This is a genomic window from Rossellomorea marisflavi (assembly GCF_001274775.1).
GTDB lineage: Bacteria > Bacillota > Bacilli > Bacillales > Bacillaceae_B > Rossellomorea > Rossellomorea marisflavi.
Genome location: NZ_LGUE01000009.1, coordinates 24,576 through 42,213, shown reverse-complemented (window position 1 = coordinate 42,213; position 17,638 = coordinate 24,576). Strand labels below are relative to the sequence as shown.

15 protein-coding genes and 1 other annotated feature are annotated in these 17,638 nt (G+C 45.4%); all 15 genes read left to right on the top strand.

All coding sequences use genetic code 11. The annotated features are described in order from the left end of the window. The first annotated feature begins 93 nt into the window (after positions 1-93). The 15 genes from nusG (at position 94) to rplC (ending at position 17,627) form a co-directional block, all read left to right on the top strand. Positions 94-627: a transcription termination/antitermination protein NusG gene (gene nusG, locus AF331_RS21265; RefSeq protein WP_048007597.1), complete on the top strand. Its 534-nt coding sequence runs from the start codon at positions 94-96 to the stop codon at positions 625-627. A gap of 174 nt (positions 628-801) precedes the next feature. Further along, the gene (gene rplK / locus AF331_RS21260) at positions 802-1,227 is read left to right on the top strand and encodes a 50S ribosomal protein L11 (RefSeq protein WP_048007598.1); all 426 of its coding nucleotides are present in this window, start codon (positions 802-804) and stop codon (positions 1,225-1,227) included. Positions 1,228-1,349: 122 nt separating this feature from the next. After that, on the top strand, positions 1,350-2,048 hold the full coding sequence (rplA, locus tag AF331_RS21255; RefSeq protein WP_048007599.1) for a 50S ribosomal protein L1: 699 nt from the start codon (positions 1,350-1,352) through the stop codon (positions 2,046-2,048). Between the two features lie 52 nt (positions 2,049-2,100). Beyond that, positions 2,101-2,243 (top strand) — a sequence feature (ribosomal protein L10 leader region). Positions 2,244-2,285: 42 nt separating this feature from the next. After that, positions 2,286-2,786 carry a 50S ribosomal protein L10 gene (gene rplJ, locus AF331_RS21250; protein WP_048007600.1) on the top strand — a complete coding sequence of 167 codons (501 nt, stop codon included), beginning with the start codon at positions 2,286-2,288 and terminating at the stop codon, positions 2,784-2,786. Positions 2,787-2,844: 58 nt separating this feature from the next. Further along, entirely contained in the window at positions 2,845-3,204 is a 360-nt protein-coding gene (gene rplL / locus AF331_RS21245) for a 50S ribosomal protein L7/L12 (RefSeq protein ID WP_048007601.1), read from the top strand. A 128-nt stretch (positions 3,205-3,332) separates the two neighbouring features. After that, positions 3,333-3,941, top strand: a complete 609-nt coding sequence (locus tag AF331_RS21240) for a class I SAM-dependent methyltransferase (protein WP_053429957.1) — start codon at positions 3,333-3,335, stop codon at positions 3,939-3,941. A gap of 231 nt (positions 3,942-4,172) precedes the next feature. After that, complete coding sequence (gene rpoB / locus AF331_RS21235) at positions 4,173-7,724, top strand: DNA-directed RNA polymerase subunit beta (protein ID WP_053429956.1); 3,552 nt, start codon at positions 4,173-4,175, stop codon at positions 7,722-7,724. 51 nt (positions 7,725-7,775) lie between these two features. Further along, positions 7,776-11,375 carry a DNA-directed RNA polymerase subunit beta' gene (gene rpoC / locus AF331_RS21230; RefSeq protein ID WP_053429955.1) on the top strand — a complete coding sequence of 1,200 codons (3,600 nt, stop codon included), beginning with the start codon at positions 7,776-7,778 and terminating at the stop codon, positions 11,373-11,375. Positions 11,376-11,517: 142 nt separating this feature from the next. Next, positions 11,518-11,766: a 50S ribosomal protein L7ae-like protein gene (locus AF331_RS21225; RefSeq protein ID WP_053429954.1), complete on the top strand. Its 249-nt coding sequence runs from the start codon at positions 11,518-11,520 to the stop codon at positions 11,764-11,766. A 99-nt stretch (positions 11,767-11,865) separates the two neighbouring features. After that, positions 11,866-12,285: a 30S ribosomal protein S12 gene (gene rpsL / locus AF331_RS21220; protein ID WP_048007604.1), complete on the top strand. Its 420-nt coding sequence runs from the start codon at positions 11,866-11,868 to the stop codon at positions 12,283-12,285. A 42-nt stretch (positions 12,286-12,327) separates the two neighbouring features. Next, positions 12,328-12,798 carry a 30S ribosomal protein S7 gene (gene rpsG, locus AF331_RS21215; RefSeq protein ID WP_048007605.1) on the top strand — a complete coding sequence of 157 codons (471 nt, stop codon included), beginning with the start codon at positions 12,328-12,330 and terminating at the stop codon, positions 12,796-12,798. A 45-nt stretch (positions 12,799-12,843) separates the two neighbouring features. Further along, positions 12,844-14,922, top strand: a complete 2,079-nt coding sequence (gene fusA, locus AF331_RS21210; protein WP_053429953.1) for an elongation factor G — start codon at positions 12,844-12,846, stop codon at positions 14,920-14,922. A gap of 126 nt (positions 14,923-15,048) precedes the next feature. Continuing rightward, positions 15,049-16,239, top strand: coding sequence for an elongation factor Tu (tuf, locus tag AF331_RS21205; protein WP_053429952.1), 1,191 nt, complete (start codon positions 15,049-15,051; stop codon positions 16,237-16,239). 415 nt (positions 16,240-16,654) lie between these two features. Beyond that, positions 16,655-16,963: a 30S ribosomal protein S10 gene (rpsJ, locus tag AF331_RS21200; RefSeq protein ID WP_034676072.1), complete on the top strand. Its 309-nt coding sequence runs from the start codon at positions 16,655-16,657 to the stop codon at positions 16,961-16,963. Positions 16,964-16,997: 34 nt separating this feature from the next. Beyond that, entirely contained in the window at positions 16,998-17,627 is a 630-nt protein-coding gene (gene rplC, locus AF331_RS21195; protein ID WP_048007608.1) for a 50S ribosomal protein L3, read from the top strand. Positions 17,628-17,638 lie beyond the last annotated feature (11 nt).

Below are 17,638 nucleotides of genomic sequence, written 5' to 3'. Positions count from 1 at the left end.
GTTATCTTTTACGGGTTTTTTACATTGTCTGAAAGAGATGATGGAAGTGTATTCTTACAAAGCGAGGAGGGACGGACTGGAGAGTCCTAACATATGGAAAAGAATTGGTATGTGGTCCACACGTATTCAGGATATGAGAACAAAGTCAAAGCCAACCTGGAAAAGCGCGTAGAAACCATGGGGATGCAAGATAAGATCTTCCGTGTCATCGTGCCTGAAGAGGAAGAGACAGACATCAAGAACGGCAAGAAAAAAGTAATCAAAAAGAAGGTATTCCCAGGCTATGTCATCGTCGAGATCGTCATGACGGATGATTCATGGTATGTCGTGCGGAATACTCCGGGTGTGACCGGCTTCGTCGGTTCATCGGGATCCGGCTCCAAGCCGACAGCTCTTCTTCCGGAAGAAGTGACCAATCTGTTGAAACAGATGGGCATGAGCGAGAAGAAAGTGGAAGTGGACTACGAGCTTGGCGAAACAGTCAAGGTCAACGAAGGTCCATTCGCAAACTTCACCGGGACGATCGAAGAGATCGATTCTTCCAAAACGAAGCTCAAAGTGCACGTCAATATGTTTGGCCGCGATACGCCGGTTGAACTTGATTTCTCTCAAGTCGATAAATTATAATGGAAAAGAACTTGAAATCACTCTGAAAAAATGATACTATTTCATAAGTCAGTGCGTCTCGACGAGAGCCACTGAACCTAATAGACGTTCTTTATGTTGATAAAGACATTTTTTACATGAGTGGGAGGGTGTACAACCCAATAACCACATCACGGACTTAAGGAGGTGTGTCTCGTGGCTAAAAAAGTTATCAAAATGGTTAAATTGCAGATTCCTGCCGGTAAAGCTAATCCAGCTCCACCAGTTGGTCCTGCACTAGGTCAAGCAGGTGTTAACATCATGGGATTCTGTAAGGAATTCAATGCTCGCACAGCCGATCAAGCTGGCTTAATCATTCCTGTTGAAATCACGGTTTTTGAAGACCGTTCATTTACATTCATCACTAAAACTCCACCTGCTGCTGTATTGCTTAAGAAAGCAGCTGGTATCGAGTCTGGTTCAGGCGAACCGAACAGCAAAAAAGTGGCAACACTTAAACGCGATAAAGTACGTGAAATTGCTGAATCAAAAATGCCTGACCTGAATGCAGCTAGCGTTGAATCAGCTATGCGCATGGTAGAAGGAACTGCACGCAGCATGGGAATCGTCATCGAAGACTAATCCCTGCTACCGAACAGATTCCTGTTGACTGAGGTTGCGATGATGAAATGTACGTTTCACTCTCGCAACCTTATTTCGTGGGAGGTTATTCCGCTAAAACCACAATGAGGAGGATATTCAAAATGGCTAAAAAAGGCAAGAAGTTTCTTGAAGCTCAAAAGCTAGTAGATCGTACTACTGCTTATTCAGTTGAAGAAGCAATCGAACTAGTTAAGAAAACAAACTTCGCTAAGTTTGACGCAACTGTTGAAGTAGCGTTCCGCTTAGGTGTAGATACTCGTAAAAACGACCAGCAGATCCGTGGAGCAGTCGTGCTTCCACACGGTACTGGTAAAACTCAAAAGGTTCTTGTATTCGCTAAAGGCGAAAAAGCAAAAGAAGCAGAAGCTGCTGGCGCTGACTTCGTAGGTGATGCAGACCTTATCAACAAAATCAACCAAGGTTGGTTCGAGTTCGACGTAATCGTTGCAACTCCAGACATGATGGGTGAAGTTGGTAAGCTTGGTCGCGTATTGGGACCAAAAGGCCTTATGCCAAACCCTAAAACTGGAACTGTTACATTCGACGTTGAAAAAGCTGTCAACGAAATCAAAGCTGGTAAAGTTGAGTACCGTGCTGACAAAGCTGGTAACGTACACGTACCGGTTGGTAAAGTATCTTTCGACAACGAAAAGCTTGTTGAAAACTTTGCTACGATGTATGACACAATGCTTAAAGCTAAACCTGCTGCAGCAAAAGGAACTTACGTGAAGAACGTTTCCGTAACTTCTACAATGGGACCTGGCGTTAAAGTCGATCCTTCAACTTTCGCTGTTAAGTAATATTTGGCATTGACTTGCCGCAGGCTAATGGTTATAATTAGTCCTGTTGTGAAAAATGAATACATTTGTACCGTAGACAGTAGGAGCCTTCAACGGCTTAATCCCCTACCGAGGTAATTGCGATAAAATACATGCTTCCGGCGTGTTTGCAATGCCCTTGTGTCTACCCGATGCAAGGGCATCTTTTATTGGATGACGGTATGAATGTTCATCAGTAAATCTACAGGAGGTGTAATGATGAGCAGCATTCTAGAGCAAAAGCAACACATCGTCGGAGAAATCTCTGACAAACTAAAAAACAGTGTGTCAACAATCATTGTTGACTATCGTGGACTTGATGTTTCCGAAGTAACTGAACTTCGTAAACAACTTCGCGAAGCTGGAATCGACTTCAAAGTGTACAAAAACACAATGACACGTCGTGCAGCTGCTGAAGCAGGTCTTGAAGGTCTTAACGAATTCCTAACTGGTCCAAACGCAATCGCGTTCAGCACGGAAGAAGTTGTAGCTCCTGCCAAGATCCTTAACGCATTCGCGAAAGATCACGAAAACCTTGAAATCAAAGCGGGTGTCATCGAAGGTCAAATCACTTCCGTTGAGGATGTTAAAGCAATCGCTGAACTTCCAAGCCGCGAAGGACTTCTTTCTATGCTACTCAGCGTGCTTCAAGCACCAATGCGCAACTTCGCGTTGGCTACAAAAGCCGTTGCCGATCAAAAAGAAGAGCAAGGCGCGTAAGTTAAAGCAAGCCGTTTAACCAAACCAATAACGAACCATAACAAGGAGGAAATATAAAATGAGTAAAGAGCAAATCATTGACGCGATCAAAGAAATGTCAGTTCTTGAACTAAACGACCTAGTTAAAGCAATCGAAGAAGAATTCGGAGTAACTGCTGCTGCACCTGTAGCTGTAGCTGCTGGTGGCGGAGAAGCTGCTGCTGAAAAAACTGAATTCGACGTTATCCTTGAGAGCGCTGGAGCTCAAAAAATCAAAGTCATCAAAGTCGTTCGCGAAATCACAGGTCTTGGCCTTAAAGAAGCGAAAGAAGTTGTTGATAACACTCCAAAACCACTTAAAGAAGGTATTTCTAAAGAGGAAGCTGAAGAACTTAAAGCTAAACTTGAAGAAGTTGGAGCTGGCGTAGAAGTTAAGTAATTCAACTTATAGAAGAAAAGCTCGCTATCATGGCGGGCTTTTTTCTTGCTTTTACCTGTGTGGCGTGTGCTCACAGGTGGATTCCTGCATGACCCGATATGTCAGGCAGATCAGAGGAGATGATTTCAGTGACAAACCACTATTATTCACAAAATCCTGAAGTCGGGAGTGATCCCCAGCACTTCACCTTCGATCTTCGCGGTCACTCATTCCGGTTCAAAACCGACCATGGTGTCTTTTCGAAGAAAGAAGTCGATTTCGGCTCCCGTGTGCTGATCGATGCATTCGAACCGGCCGGAGTAGAAGGTCCTGTCCTTGATGTGGGTTGCGGCTATGGTCCGATCGGGCTGTCTCTTGCAAAAGAGTTCCCCGAAAGGAAAGTCCATATGATCGATGTAAATGAAAGGGCGCTTTCTCTTGCATCTGAAAATGCCAAGGCCAATGGAATCGGAAATGTGGAAATCTACCGAAGTGATCGATTTGACCAAGTAGAAGAGAAGAAGTTCTCTGCGATCTTGACCAATCCCCCAATAAGGGCAGGTAAAGAAACGGTTCATGCGATTTTCACAGAAAGTGCAGAGCATCTGACGGAAAACGGCGAGCTATGGGTCGTGATCCAGAAGAAGCAGGGCGCGCCATCGGCCATGGAGAAAATGGAAGAGTTATTTTCCAATGTGGAAGTGGTCGTGAAGAAGAAGGGGTACTACATCCTGAGATCTGTGAAAGAAATTCGTTGACGTAGCATTTCTGCTATGATAACATTATAAAATGCAAAAATATTATTTTCCGGTATTATGCCTATATGTATACTTAGAGCATAATTTGGAAAAGATTATAAAATAATAGTTCGTCATATGAAAATGAGGTTTTATCATTAAAACCCTTTTTCTTTTTGTCTTATGCAGACTTGCATGACTGCACAAAGACATATAGAACAACCAAAACGCTTGATTTGAGGGGTGAATCAGTTGACAGGTCAACTAGTTCAGTATGGACGACACCGCCAACGCAGAAGTTTTGCGCGTATCAGTGAAGTTTTAGAATTACCGAATCTAATCGAAATTCAAACTTCCTCGTATCAATGGTTTCTTGATGAGGGGTTAAGAGAGATGTTCCGCGACATTTCTCCGATTGAGGACTTTACTGGTAATCTTTCTTTGGAATTCATTGATTACAGCCTTGGAGATCCAAAGTACTCGGTGGAAGAATCAAAGGAGAGGGATGTAACATACTCTGCTCCGTTAAGGGTGAAAGTCCGTCTTGTTAATAAGGAAACTGGAGAAGTAAAGGATCAAGACGTATTTATGGGTGATTTCCCACTGATGACCGACACAGGTACATTCGTCATCAATGGTGCGGAACGTGTTATCGTTTCTCAGCTCGTCCGTTCTCCTAGTGTCTACTTCAGTGGAAAAGTAGATAAGAACGGAAAGAAAGGGTTCACTGCTACCGTTATACCAAACCGCGGAGCTTGGCTTGAGTATGAGACAGATGCGAAAGATGTAGTATATGTGCGAATTGACAGAACTCGCAAACTGCCGGTAACGGTTCTTTTACGTGCCCTTGGGTTTGGCTCTGATCAAGAAATCATCGATCTGATCGGTGACAACGAGTACATCCGTAACACGCTTGAAAAAGACAATACAGAAGGCATCGACAAAGCATTACTCGAAATCTATGAGCGCCTCCGTCCTGGAGAGCCGCCAACAGTAGAGAATGCGAAAAGCCTTCTCGTTTCACGTTTCTTCGATCCTAAGCGCTATGACTTAGCGAACGTTGGACGCTATAAAATGAACAAAAAGCTTCATATCAAAAACCGTTTGTTCAACCAGACCCTGGCCGAAACTCTTGCAGATCCGGAAACAGGTGAAATCCTGGCTGAAAAAGGAACAGTCCTTGACCGCCGTGCCCTTGATAAGATCATTCCTTATCTTGAAGAAGGCATCGGTTTCAAGACGTACCAGCAAAATGGCGGTGTGCTTGATGATGATATCCTTCTTCAATCGGTGAAGATTTATTCTCCGAACGATGAAGGGGAGCACGAAATCACTGTAACGAGTAACGCTTACGTAGAAGAAGAGATTAAATACATCACACCGGCAGATATCATTTCTTCCATCTCGTATTTCTTCAACCTTCTTCACGGAGTGGGATTGACGGATGATATCGATCACCTCGGTAACCGTCGCCTTCGTTCAGTTGGTGAATTGCTTCAGAACCAGTTCCGTATCGGTCTTTCCCGTATGGAGCGTGTGGTTCGCGAAAGGATGTCAATCCAGGATACGAATACGATCACGCCTCAACAGCTGATCAACATCCGCCCTGTTATTGCATCCATTAAAGAGTTCTTCGGTAGCTCTCAGCTTTCCCAGTTCATGGACCAAACGAACCCTCTTGGTGAATTGACGCATAAACGTCGTCTTTCTGCCCTCGGGCCTGGTGGTTTGACCCGTGAACGTGCAGGCTTTGAAGTACGTGACGTTCACTATTCCCACTATGGGCGTATGTGTCCGATCGAAACGCCGGAGGGTCCGAATATCGGACTGATCAACTCACTTTCATCATTTGCGAAAGTGAATAAATTCGGCTTTATCGAAACACCTTACCGTCGTGTCGACCCTGAAACAGGCAAAGTGACCGATCGCATCGATTACTTGACTGCCGATGAGGAAGATAACTATGTAGTCGCACAGGCCAATGCGCGCCTTGACGAAGATGGTTCATTCCTTGATGAAGAAGTCATCTCCCGTTTCCGCGGCGAGAATACGGTCATCAAGCGTGAACGTCTTGACTACATGGACGTATCTCCGAAACAGGTTGTTTCAGCGGCGACAGCATGTATCCCGTTCCTTGAGAACGATGACTCCAACCGTGCCCTTATGGGAGCGAACATGCAGCGTCAAGCGGTACCTCTTATGAATCCGGAATCACCGATCGTCGGAACAGGTATGGAACACGTATCTGCCAAAGACTCAGGTGCTGCCGTGATCTGTAAACATGAAGGGATCGTAGAGAAAGTCGAGGCGAAACAGGTTTGGGTTCGCCGCGTGAAAGAAATCGACGGTCAAGAAGTACAAGGTGACCTCGATAAGTACCGCATGCAAAAATTCATCCGTTCCAATCAAGGAACTTGTTATAACCAACGTCCGATCGTCTCTGAAGGGGACCGCGTAGTCAAAGGAGAAATCCTTGCTGATGGACCTTCCATGGAGAAGGGTGAATTGGCCCTTGGACGAAACGTTATGGTCGGCTTCATGACTTGGGATGGTTACAACTATGAAGATGCCATCATCATGAGCGAACGTCTTGTAAAAGACGATGTGTATACATCCATTCATATCGAGGAATATGAATCAGAGTCCCGTGATACGAAATTGGGACCTGAAGAAATCACCCGCGATATCCCGAACGTCGGGGAAGATGCACTGCGCAACCTTGACGAGCGCGGAATCATCCGTATCGGTGCTGAAGTGAAAGACGGGGACCTACTAGTCGGTAAGGTAACGCCTAAAGGTGTGACCGAGCTTACAGCAGAAGAACGTCTTCTACATGCCATCTTCGGTGAGAAGGCACGTGAAGTCCGTGATACTTCCCTCCGTGTACCACACGGCGGCGGCGGAATCATTCTTGACGTGAAAGTCTTCAATCGTGAAGATGGAGACGAACTGCCACCAGGAGTGAACCAGCTGGTCCGCGTTTACATCGTTCAGAAACGTAAGATTTCTGAAGGGGATAAAATGGCCGGTCGTCACGGTAACAAAGGGGTTATCTCCCGGATCCTTCCGGAAGAAGATATGCCGTTCCTGCCTGACGGAACTCCGATCGATATCATGCTTAACCCTCTAGGGGTACCATCACGTATGAATATCGGACAGGTGCTTGAGCTTCACCTTGGTATGGCAGCAAGATACCTGGGCATCCACGTTGCTTCTCCAGTATTCGATGGAGCACGCGAGGAAGATGTGTGGGCTACAATCGAAGAAGCCGGAATGGCACGCGATGCCAAGACGGTCCTCTACGACGGCCGCACAGGTGAACCGTTCGATAACCGTGTATCAGTCGGAATCATGTATATGATCAAGCTGGCTCACATGGTCGACGATAAACTGCATGCCCGTTCAACTGGTCCTTACTCACTTGTTACCCAGCAACCGCTTGGTGGTAAAGCACAATTCGGTGGGCAACGTTTCGGTGAGATGGAGGTATGGGCACTTGAAGCTTACGGTGCTGCATACACGCTACAAGAAATCCTTACCGTTAAATCGGATGACGTGGTCGGTCGTGTGAAAACATACGAAGCCATCGTCAAAGGTGAAAATGTCCCTGAACCGGGAGTTCCAGAATCATTCAAGGTTCTGATCAAAGAGCTTCAAAGTCTGGGCATGGATGTCAAAATGCTATCAAGCACAGAAGAAGAGATCGAAATGCGCGATCTTGAAGATGAAGAGGAAGGCCAGCAAGCCGATACACTCAACATCTCCAATGAAAAACAGTCCGAGACAGTAGGGTCCAAAGAATAAATTTTGAGCAATAAGGGTTAGAGCCTGTAGATTAAAAGGGAGGTAGGCCCCTTGCTAGATGTGAATAATTTCGAATATATGAAGATTGGTTTAGCTTCCCCCGATAAGATCCGTTCGTGGTCTTTCGGGGAGGTTAAAAAACCTGAAACGATCAACTATCGTACACTTAAACCAGAAAAAGACGGTTTGTTCTGTGAGCGTATCTTCGGTCCTACAAAGGACTGGGAATGTCACTGCGGAAAATACAAGCGCGTCCGTTATAAAGGTGTAGTATGTGACCGCTGCGGCGTCGAAGTCACTAAAGCGAAAGTGCGCCGTGAGCGCATGGGTCACATTGAACTAGCTGCCCCTGTATCACACATCTGGTACTTCAAAGGAATCCCAAGCCGTATGGGTCTTGTCCTCGACATGTCCCCAAGGGCGTTGGAAGAAGTTATTTACTTCGCTTCCTATGTTGTAACAGAACCGGGAGATACGGCTCTTGAGAAGAAGCAATTGCTTTCTGAAAAAGAGTACCGTGCATACCGTGAAAAATACGGCGTCAAATTCCATGCAGCCATGGGTGCCGAAGCAATCAAAAAACTTCTTCAAGATCTTGATCTTGATAAAGAAGCCGATTTCCTTAAAGAAGAACTGAAGACTGCACAAGGGCAACGCCGCACACGTGCGATCAAACGCCTTGAAGTGGTTGAATCCTTCAGGAGTTCTGGGAATGATCCGGATTGGATGATCCTTGATGTCCTTCCTGTCATCCCACCGGAACTTCGCCCGATGGTACAGCTTGACGGTGGACGTTTTGCGACATCCGACCTCAATGATCTATACCGTCGTGTCATCAACCGGAACAACCGTCTGAAGCGCTTGTTGGACCTTGGTGCTCCAAGCATCATCGTTCAAAACGAAAAGCGTATGCTTCAAGAAGCAGTCGATGCATTGATCGATAATGGTCGTCGCGGACGTCCGGTAACAGGACCAGGTAACCGTCCATTGAAATCCCTCTCTCACATGTTGAAAGGGAAGCAAGGACGTTTCCGTCAAAACCTTCTTGGTAAGCGTGTTGACTACTCTGGCCGTTCCGTAATCGTCGTAGGACCGAACTTGAAAATGTACCAATGTGGTCTCCCGAAAGAGATGGCCCTTGAACTCTTCAAGCCTTTCGTCATGAAAGAACTCGTCGAGCGTGGACTTGCTCACAACATCAAGAGTGCGAAACGCAAGATCGAACGCGTACAACCTGAAGTATGGGATGTACTAGAAGGCGTCATCAAGGAGCATCCGGTACTTCTGAACCGTGCACCTACCCTTCACCGACTTGGTATCCAAGCGTTCGAACCGACCCTTGTCGAAGGTAGAGCGATCCGTCTTCACCCACTCGTATGTACTGCGTACAACGCCGACTTCGATGGTGACCAAATGGCGGTCCACGTACCACTATCTTCTGAAGCACAAGCAGAAGCGCGCATGCTCATGCTTGCTGCCCAGAACATCCTGAACCCGAAAGATGGTAAGCCAGTCGTTACACCATCACAGGATATGGTACTAGGTAACTATTATCTAACCCTGGAGCGTGAAGATGCTGTAGGTGAAGGTATGATCTTCAATGATGCCAATGAAGTATTGCTAGCATACCAAAATGGTTTTGCTCATCTTCATACCCGTATCGCGATCCATGCCGGAACTCTCAACAACCAAACGTTCACAGATCAACAAAATAAACAGCTGCTCGTTACAACAGTCGGTAAGGTAATCTTCAATGAAATCCTGCCTGACACATTCCCGTTCATCAATGAACCGACGAAAACGAACCTCGAGGTGGCAACACCGGAGAAATACTTCGTCAACCCAGGAACGGATGTGCCAGCACTGTTCAAAGAGCGCGAATTGATCAATCCATTCAAAAAAGGATTCCTTGGAAACATCATCGCTGAAGTATTCAAGAAGTTTGCCATCACTGAAACTTCCCGCATGCTTGATAAGATGAAGGACCTCGGATTCAAATTCTCTACTAAAGCAGGAATCACGGTCGGTATCGCCGATATCGTCGTACTTGCTGAAAAAGAGGAGATCCTGATTGAAGCTCAAGGTAAAGTGGATAACGTCTTGAAACAATTCAAACGCGGTCTCATTACCGAAGAGGAAAGATATGATCGCGTCATCTCCATCTGGAGTGCCGCTAAAGATACCATTCAAGGTAAATTGATGGCTACGTTGGATAAACGCAACCCGATCTTCATGATGAGTGACTCTGGTGCCCGTGGTAACGCATCTAACTTCACTCAGCTTGCCGGTATGCGCGGACTCATGGCCAACCCGGCTGGACGTATCATCGAATTGCCGATCAAATCAAGTTTCCGTGAAGGTCTGACGGTACTTGAATACTTCATCTCCACTCACGGTGCGCGTAAAGGTCTTGCCGATACAGCCCTGAAAACAGCCGACTCAGGTTACCTGACCCGTCGTCTGGTTGACGTGGCACAAGATGTCATCGTACGTGAAGAAGACTGTGGCACAGACAGAGGACTCCTTGTCGGGTCCATCAAAGAGGGTACAGAGATCATCGAACCTCTTGAAGAGCGTCTGCTCGGTCGTTACTCACGTAAGACACTTCGTCATCCTGAGACAGATGAAATACTTGTGAACGAAAATCAATTGATCACCGAAGATCTGGCTAAAACCATTGTTGATGCAGGTATCGAGCATGTGTCCATCCGTTCTGCCTTCACATGTAACACCCGTCACGGTGTATGTGAAAAATGTTACGGTACGAACCTTGCAACCGGTCAAAAAGTGGAAGTCGGGGAAGCAGTCGGTATCATCGCCGCTCAATCTATCGGGGAACCAGGAACGCAGCTTACAATGCGTACATTCCATACCGGTGGGGTTGCAGGAGACGATATCACACAAGGTCTTCCACGTATCCAGGAAATCTTCGAAGCGCGTAACCCGAAAGGTCAAGCGGTCATTTCTGAAATGGACGGTGTCATCACTTCCATTACAGAAGGAAAAGATCGTCAATATGAAATCACTGTACAAGGTGATGTCGAGTCAAGGAACTACACAGCTCCTTACACGGCCCGCCTGAAATTCGCAGTGAATGACCGGGTGCTGCGTGGTCAAGAGATCACAGAAGGTTCCATCGATCCGAAGGAACTTCTCAAAGTACGCGACGTCGGTGCCGTACAGGAATACCTATTGCGTGAGGTACAGAAAGTTTACCGTATGCAAGGGGTTGAAATCGGAGATAAGCACGTTGAAGTCATGGTGCGACAAATGCTCCGTAAAGTACGTGTCATCGATGCCGGTGAAACGGAAGTACTTCCGGGAACACTCATGGACATCCATCAGTTCAGGGACGCGAACGAAAGTGCATTGCTTAAAGGCGATACACCTGCAACCGGACGCCCTGTCCTACTTGGAATCACGAAGGCTTCCCTTGAAACGGATTCCTTCTTGTCAGCAGCTTCGTTCCAGGAAACAACCCGCGTGTTGACAGACGCCGCAATCAAAGGTAAGCGCGATGAGCTCCTTGGATTGAAAGAAAATGTCATCATCGGTAAGTTGGTTCCAGCCGGAACAGGCATGCAGCGTTACCGCAGAGCCGAACAGGTCCTATCTGAAGAAATATCTGAAGAGACGGTCACTGTCGACTAATTGATTTGGAGCTGACTCCTGGACGCATCGTCCGGGAGTCGGCTTTTATAAATCTTTTGTTCTGATGTTGACATTAGAATATGAAGATGATAATATATTCAAGGTTGCTCCTATTAATAACCTGTACTTTGGAGGATATGATATGTCTTATGAAAAAGTATCGCAGGCGAAAGACGTTATTGTAGGAACAAAGCAAGCAGTGAAAGCTCTGAAAGCCGGTCAGGTAACCGAAGTAGTCATAGCGGAAGATGCTGATCCCAAAGTGACCGCGAACGTTTTGCAGACCGCAATCGATCTGAACGTACCCTATACCAAAGTTGATTCGATGAAGAAACTCGGTAAATCGTGCGGGATAGATGTCGGGGCGGCAGCTGTTGCGATAATACAGTAAAATAGTTTTTGTAGAGATGATCTGCAAAGGCTTTACTTTTACCCAAAAATGATCCACCTGGATGTGTGGGCTTACCAATTAAGAAGGGAGGAAAACATAATGCCTACTATTAACCAATTAGTTCGCAAACCTCGTCAGTCTAAATCAACAAAATCAAAATCACCAGCACTTAACAAAGGCTACAACAGCTTCAAAAAAGTGCACACTAACTTGTCTTCTCCACAAAAACGTGGTGTATGTACTCGTGTTGGTACAATGACTCCGAAAAAACCGAACTCCGCATTGCGTAAATATGCACGTGTTCGCTTGACTAACGGAATCGAGGTTACTGCTTACATTCCTGGTATCGGACACAACCTTCAAGAGCACAGTGTCGTGCTTATCCGTGGAGGACGTGTAAAAGATTTACCAGGGGTACGTTATCACATCGTACGTGGTGCTCTTGATACAGCTGGTGTTGACGGTCGTATGCAAGGACGTTCTAAATACGGAACTAAGCGCCCTAAAGCTAAAAAATAATAAAACTACCATATTCATTTCTCGTTGAAAGGAGGAAATCCCATGCCACGTAAAGGCCCTGTAGCAAAAAGAGACGTTTTACCTGATCCGATTTACAATTCTAAATTGGTTACTCGTCTGATCAACAAAATCATGATCGACGGTAAGCGCGGTAAAGCACAAAAGAAACTATACGCAGCGTTTGATCTAATCGCAGAACGCAGCGGTAAAGATGCAATGGAAGTATTCGATGCAGCTTTGAAAAATATCATGCCGGTATTGGAAGTAAAAGCTCGTCGTGTAGGTGGTTCAAACTACCAAGTTCCTGTTGAGGTTCGTCCGGAGCGTCGTACGACTCTAGGACTTCGCTGGTTAGTAAACTATTCCCGTTCTCGCGGTGAGAAAACGATGGAAGAGCGTCTAGCTAACGAAATCCTTGATGCAGCGAACAACACTGGTGCTTCTGTTAAGAAGCGTGAAGATACACATAAGATGGCTGAAGCGAACAAAGCGTTTGCTCACTATCGCTGGTAATCCGACCAACACATTAATTTTTATATTAGGAAGGAGAAAGACCACATGGCAAGAGAGTTCTCCTTAGAAAACACTCGTAATATCGGTATCATGGCTCACATCGATGCCGGTAAAACAACTGCTACTGAGCGTATCCTATTCTATACTGGTCGTATCCATAAGATTGGAGAAACTCACGAAGGTGCTTCTCAAATGGACTGGATGGAGCAGGAGCAAGAGCGTGGAATCACGATCACATCTGCTGCGACAACAGCTCAATGGAAAGGCCATCGTATCAACATCATCGATACACCGGGACACGTAGACTTCACTGTTGAAGTTGAGCGTTCACTTCGTGTACTTGATGGTGCTGTAGCGGTACTTGATGCTCAATCTGGTGTTGAGCCTCAAACTGAAACAGTTTGGCGCCAAGCTACTACTTACGGGGTTCCTCGTGTAGTATTCGTCAACAAGATGGATAAAATCGGTGCTGACTTCATTTACTCTGTAGGAACACTTCATGATCGCCTTGGTGCGAATGCTCATCCTATCCAGCTTCCAATCGGAGCTGAAGATGACTTCGAAGGTATCATCGACTTAGTAGAAATGAAAGCTTACTACTACGAAGATGATCTTGGAACTCGCGCTGAAGACCGTGAAATTCCTGATGAGTACAAAGATCAAGCTGACGAATACCGTGCCAAGTTGATTGAAGCGGTATCTGAACTTGATGAAGAGCTCATGATGAAATACCTTGAAGGTGAAGAACTGACAAACGAAGAATTGAAAACAGCGATCCGTAACGCTACGCTAACTGTTGAATTCTATCCGGTTGTCTGCGGATCTGCCTTCAAAAACAAAGGTGTTCAATTGTTGATTGACGCCGTTATCGATTACCTTCCAGCTCCTACTGACGTAGCTGACATCAAAGGTTTCGTTCCAGATACTGAAGAAGAAGTGACTCGTCCATCAAGCGATGAAGCACCATTCTCAGCACTAGCGTTCAAAGTAGCAACCGACCCTTATGTTGGTAAGCTTACTTTCTTCCGCGTATACTCTGGTGTCCTTGAGTCAGGTTCATACGTTCGAAACTCTTCTAAAGGCAAGCGTGAGCGTGTAGGACGTATCCTGCAAATGCATGCGAACAGCCGTGAAGAAATTTCTAAAGTATATGCTGGAGATATCGCAGCTGCAGTTGGTCTTAAAGATACAAGTACTGGTGACACACTATGTGATGAGAAGAGCCTTGTTATCCTCGAATCCATGGTATTCCCAGAGCCGGTTATCTCACTATCTGTTGAGCCTAAGTCAAAGGCTGACCAAGATAAGATGACTACTGCACTTCAAAAACTACAAGAGGAAGATCCGACATTCCGTGCGCATACTGACCAGGAAACTGGACAAGTAATCATCGCCGGTATGGGTGAGCTTCACTTGGACATCATCGTTGACCGTATGCGTCGCGAGTTCAAAGTAGAAGCAAACGTAGGAGCTCCTCAAGTATCTTACCGTGAAACGTTCCGCGATACTGCGCGCGTTGAAGGTAAGTTCGCACGTCAATCTGGTGGACGCGGTCAATTCGGACACGTTTGGATCGAGTTTGCACCTAACGAAGAAGGTAAAGGTTTCGAATTCGAGAACGGAATCGTCGGTGGTGTTGTTCCACGTGAATACATCCCTGCTGTTCAAGCTGGTCTTGAAGACGCTCTTGATAACGGAGTACTTGCTGGATTCCCATTGGTTGATGTTAAAGCGAAACTATTCGACGGATCATACCATGACGTTGACTCCTCTGAAATGGCGTTCAAAATCGCCGCTTCAATGGCCCTTAAGAATGCGGCTTCTAAATGTAAGCCAGTCATCCTTGAGCCAATGATGAAGGTAGAGGTTGTTATCCCTGAGGAATACCTTGGAGATATCATGGGTGACGTTACTTCCCGTCGTGGACGCGTAGAAGGTATGGAAGCACGCGGTAACGCTCAAGTCGTTAAAGCGTTCGTACCTCTATCAGAAATGTTTGGTTATGCAACGTCCCTACGTTCTAATACACAAGGGCGCGGAACATACTCCATGCACTTCGACCACTACGAAGAAGTACCTAAGTCAATCTCTGAAGAGATCATCAAAAAAAATAAAGGCGAATAATTGATTTATTCTTTTCAATAAAGTATAAATACAATTGTAAGCTTTACTTGTCCCGGAAGTGGAGTCATCCACTTCTGGACTAAATGAATAAACCAATTTTCTTTCAAATTAAAGGAGGATTTTCAAATGGGTAAGGAAAAATTTGATCGTTCCAAGCAACATGCGAATATCGGTACAATCGGTCACGTTGACCATGGTAAAACAACTCTAACTGCTGCAATCACAACTACTCTTCACAAGAAGTATGGTCGTGGAACTGCAATGGCTTATGACCAAATCGATGGTGCTCCAGAAGAAAGAGAACGTGGAATCACAATCTCTACAGCACACGTTGAGTACGAAACTGATACTCGTCACTATGCACACGTTGACTGCCCAGGACATGCTGACTATGTTAAAAACATGATCACTGGTGCTGCTCAAATGGATGGTGGGATCCTAGTAGTATCTGCTGCTGATGGCCCAATGCCACAAACTCGTGAGCACATCCTTCTTTCTCGTCAAGTAGGTGTACCTTACCTTGTTGTATTCATGAACAAATGTGACATGGTAGATGACGAAGAACTTCTTGAACTAGTTGAAATGGAAGTTCGTGACCTTCTTTCTGAGTATGACTTCCCTGGTGATGACATTCCAGTAATCAAAGGTTCTGCTCTTAAAGCTCTTGAAGGAGATGCTGAGTGGGAAGCTAAAATCTTCGAACTTATGGAAGCTGTAGATTCTTACATCCCAACTCCAGAGCGTGACACTGAAAAACCATTCATGATGCCAGTTGAGGACGTATTCTCAATCACTGGTCGTGGTACAGTTGCTACTGGTCGTGTTGAGCGTGGACAAGTTAAAGTCGGTGACGAAGTTGAAATCATCGGTATTGCTGAAGAGAACAAAAAGACTACTGTAACAGGTGTTGAAATGTTCCGTAAGCTTCTTGACTATGCTGAAGCTGGTGACAACATCGGTGCCCTTCTACGTGGTGTAGCACGTGAAGACATCCAACGTGGACAAGTACTTGCTAAACCAGGTACAATCACTCCACACACTAACTTTAAAGCTGAAGTTTATGTTCTTTCAAAAGAAGAGGGTGGACGTCACACTCCATTCTTCACTAACTACCGCCCACAGTTCTACTTCCGTACAACTGACGTAACTGGTATCTGTAATCTTCCTGAAGGCGTAGAAATGGTTATGCCTGGCGACAACATCGAAATGACTGTTGAGCTAATCGCGCCAATCGCGATCGAAGAAGGTACTAAGTTCTCTATCCGTGAGGGTGGACGTACAGTTGGAGCTGGCGTTGTAGCTTCAATCCAAAAATAATTGATTCACTTTAAAGCCAGATGGATATCCTCCATCTGGCTTTTTATTTTGTCATTAAGCAGAATCCTCAGCCAGCATATGAGTTTCTTCTATATAACAGTGTGGATGATCTAGATGCGGATTGCTCAACTACATAAAAGGAAGATGGATCTCTACTTAAAATATTGTGAAAATACCGTGCGGACTTGAAAACATCATGAATCGTTTGTATAATAGAGAAAGTGTGCAAAACCTATAGAAGTTGCAAGAAACCCTTGCATTCCGTGGGTATTTTAGTTATAATAGACAATGTTGGTCTTTGACTGCGATGAAACAGAAGGTTGCTGACACACCCGGCCGCTTTGCCATGGCGAGTGTGTGGGAAATTTCTGTGGAGAATGTCTATTTAAAAATAGGCGAAAAAGGAGGGAAAATAATGGCAAAACAAAAGATTCGTATCCGTTTGAAGGCTTATGATCACAGGATTCTTGATCAATCAGCTGAGAAGATTGTTGAAACAGCAAAACGTTCTGGTGCGGCGGTTTCAGGACCGATCCCACTTCCAACAGAGAAGTCTATTTACACAATTCTTCGTGCTGTGCACAAATACAAGGACTCTCGTGAGCAATTCGAAATGCGTACACACAAACGCTTAATCGACATTGTAAACCCAACACCACAAACAGTTGATGCGCTTATGCGTTTGGACTTACCGTCTGGTGTAGATATCGAAATCAAACTTTAAAACATAAAACACATAATCACAGGAGGTGTGACTAATGACCAAAGGAATCTTAGGAAGAAAGATCGGTATGACTCAAGTTTTCGCTGAGAACGGTGATCTTATCCCTGTAACGGTAATCGAGGCAGCTCAAAACGTTGTTCTTCAAAAGAAATCTATCGAAGTTGATGGCTATGAAGCGATCCAAGTAGGTTTTGAAGACAAACGCGAAAAGCTTTCCAACAAGCCGGAAAAGGGCCACGTTGCTAAAGCTGAAACTGCTCCTAAGCGCTTCATCCGTGAAATCCGCGGTGTAAACGTAGAAGAGTACGAAGTTGGTCAGGAAGTCAAAGTTGATATTTTCGCTGCAGGAGATGTAGTGGATGTAACAGGAGTTTCAAAAGGTAAAGGATTCCAAGGTGCGATCAAGCGTCATAACCAATCTCGTGGACCAATGTCCCACGGTAGCCGTTATCACCGTCGCCCAGGTTCAATGGGTCCAGTTGATCCAAACCGCGTATTCAAAGGTAAATTGCTACCAGGACGTATGGGTGGAGAACAAATCACGATTCAAAACCTTGAAATCGTAAAAGTAGATGCTGAGCGCAACTTGCTTCTAGTGAAAGGTAATGTACCTGGACCTAAGAAACAATTGATCAAAGTAAAATCTGCTGTAAAAGCAAACTAATAGAACTTTCT

Coding starts and splice junctions, on each gene's coding strand:
- rplA (WP_048007599.1), top strand. CDS start 1,350: ATGGCTAAAAAAGGCAAGAAGTTTCTTGAAGCTCAAAAGCTAGTAGAT.
- rpsL (WP_048007604.1), top strand. CDS start 11,866: ATGCCTACTATTAACCAATTAGTTCGCAAACCTCGTCAGTCTAAATCA.
- rpsG (WP_048007605.1), top strand. CDS start 12,328: ATGCCACGTAAAGGCCCTGTAGCAAAAAGAGACGTTTTACCTGATCCG.
- rplC (WP_048007608.1), top strand. CDS start 16,998: ATGACCAAAGGAATCTTAGGAAGAAAGATCGGTATGACTCAAGTTTTC.
- tuf (WP_053429952.1), top strand. CDS start 15,049: ATGGGTAAGGAAAAATTTGATCGTTCCAAGCAACATGCGAATATCGGT.
- rpsJ (WP_034676072.1), top strand. CDS start 16,655: ATGGCAAAACAAAAGATTCGTATCCGTTTGAAGGCTTATGATCACAGG.
- nusG (WP_048007597.1), top strand. CDS start 94: ATGGAAAAGAATTGGTATGTGGTCCACACGTATTCAGGATATGAGAAC.
- rplJ (WP_048007600.1), top strand. CDS start 2,286: ATGAGCAGCATTCTAGAGCAAAAGCAACACATCGTCGGAGAAATCTCT.
- rplL (WP_048007601.1), top strand. CDS start 2,845: ATGAGTAAAGAGCAAATCATTGACGCGATCAAAGAAATGTCAGTTCTT.
- fusA (WP_053429953.1), top strand. CDS start 12,844: ATGGCAAGAGAGTTCTCCTTAGAAAACACTCGTAATATCGGTATCATG.
- AF331_RS21225 (WP_053429954.1), top strand. CDS start 11,518: ATGTCTTATGAAAAAGTATCGCAGGCGAAAGACGTTATTGTAGGAACA.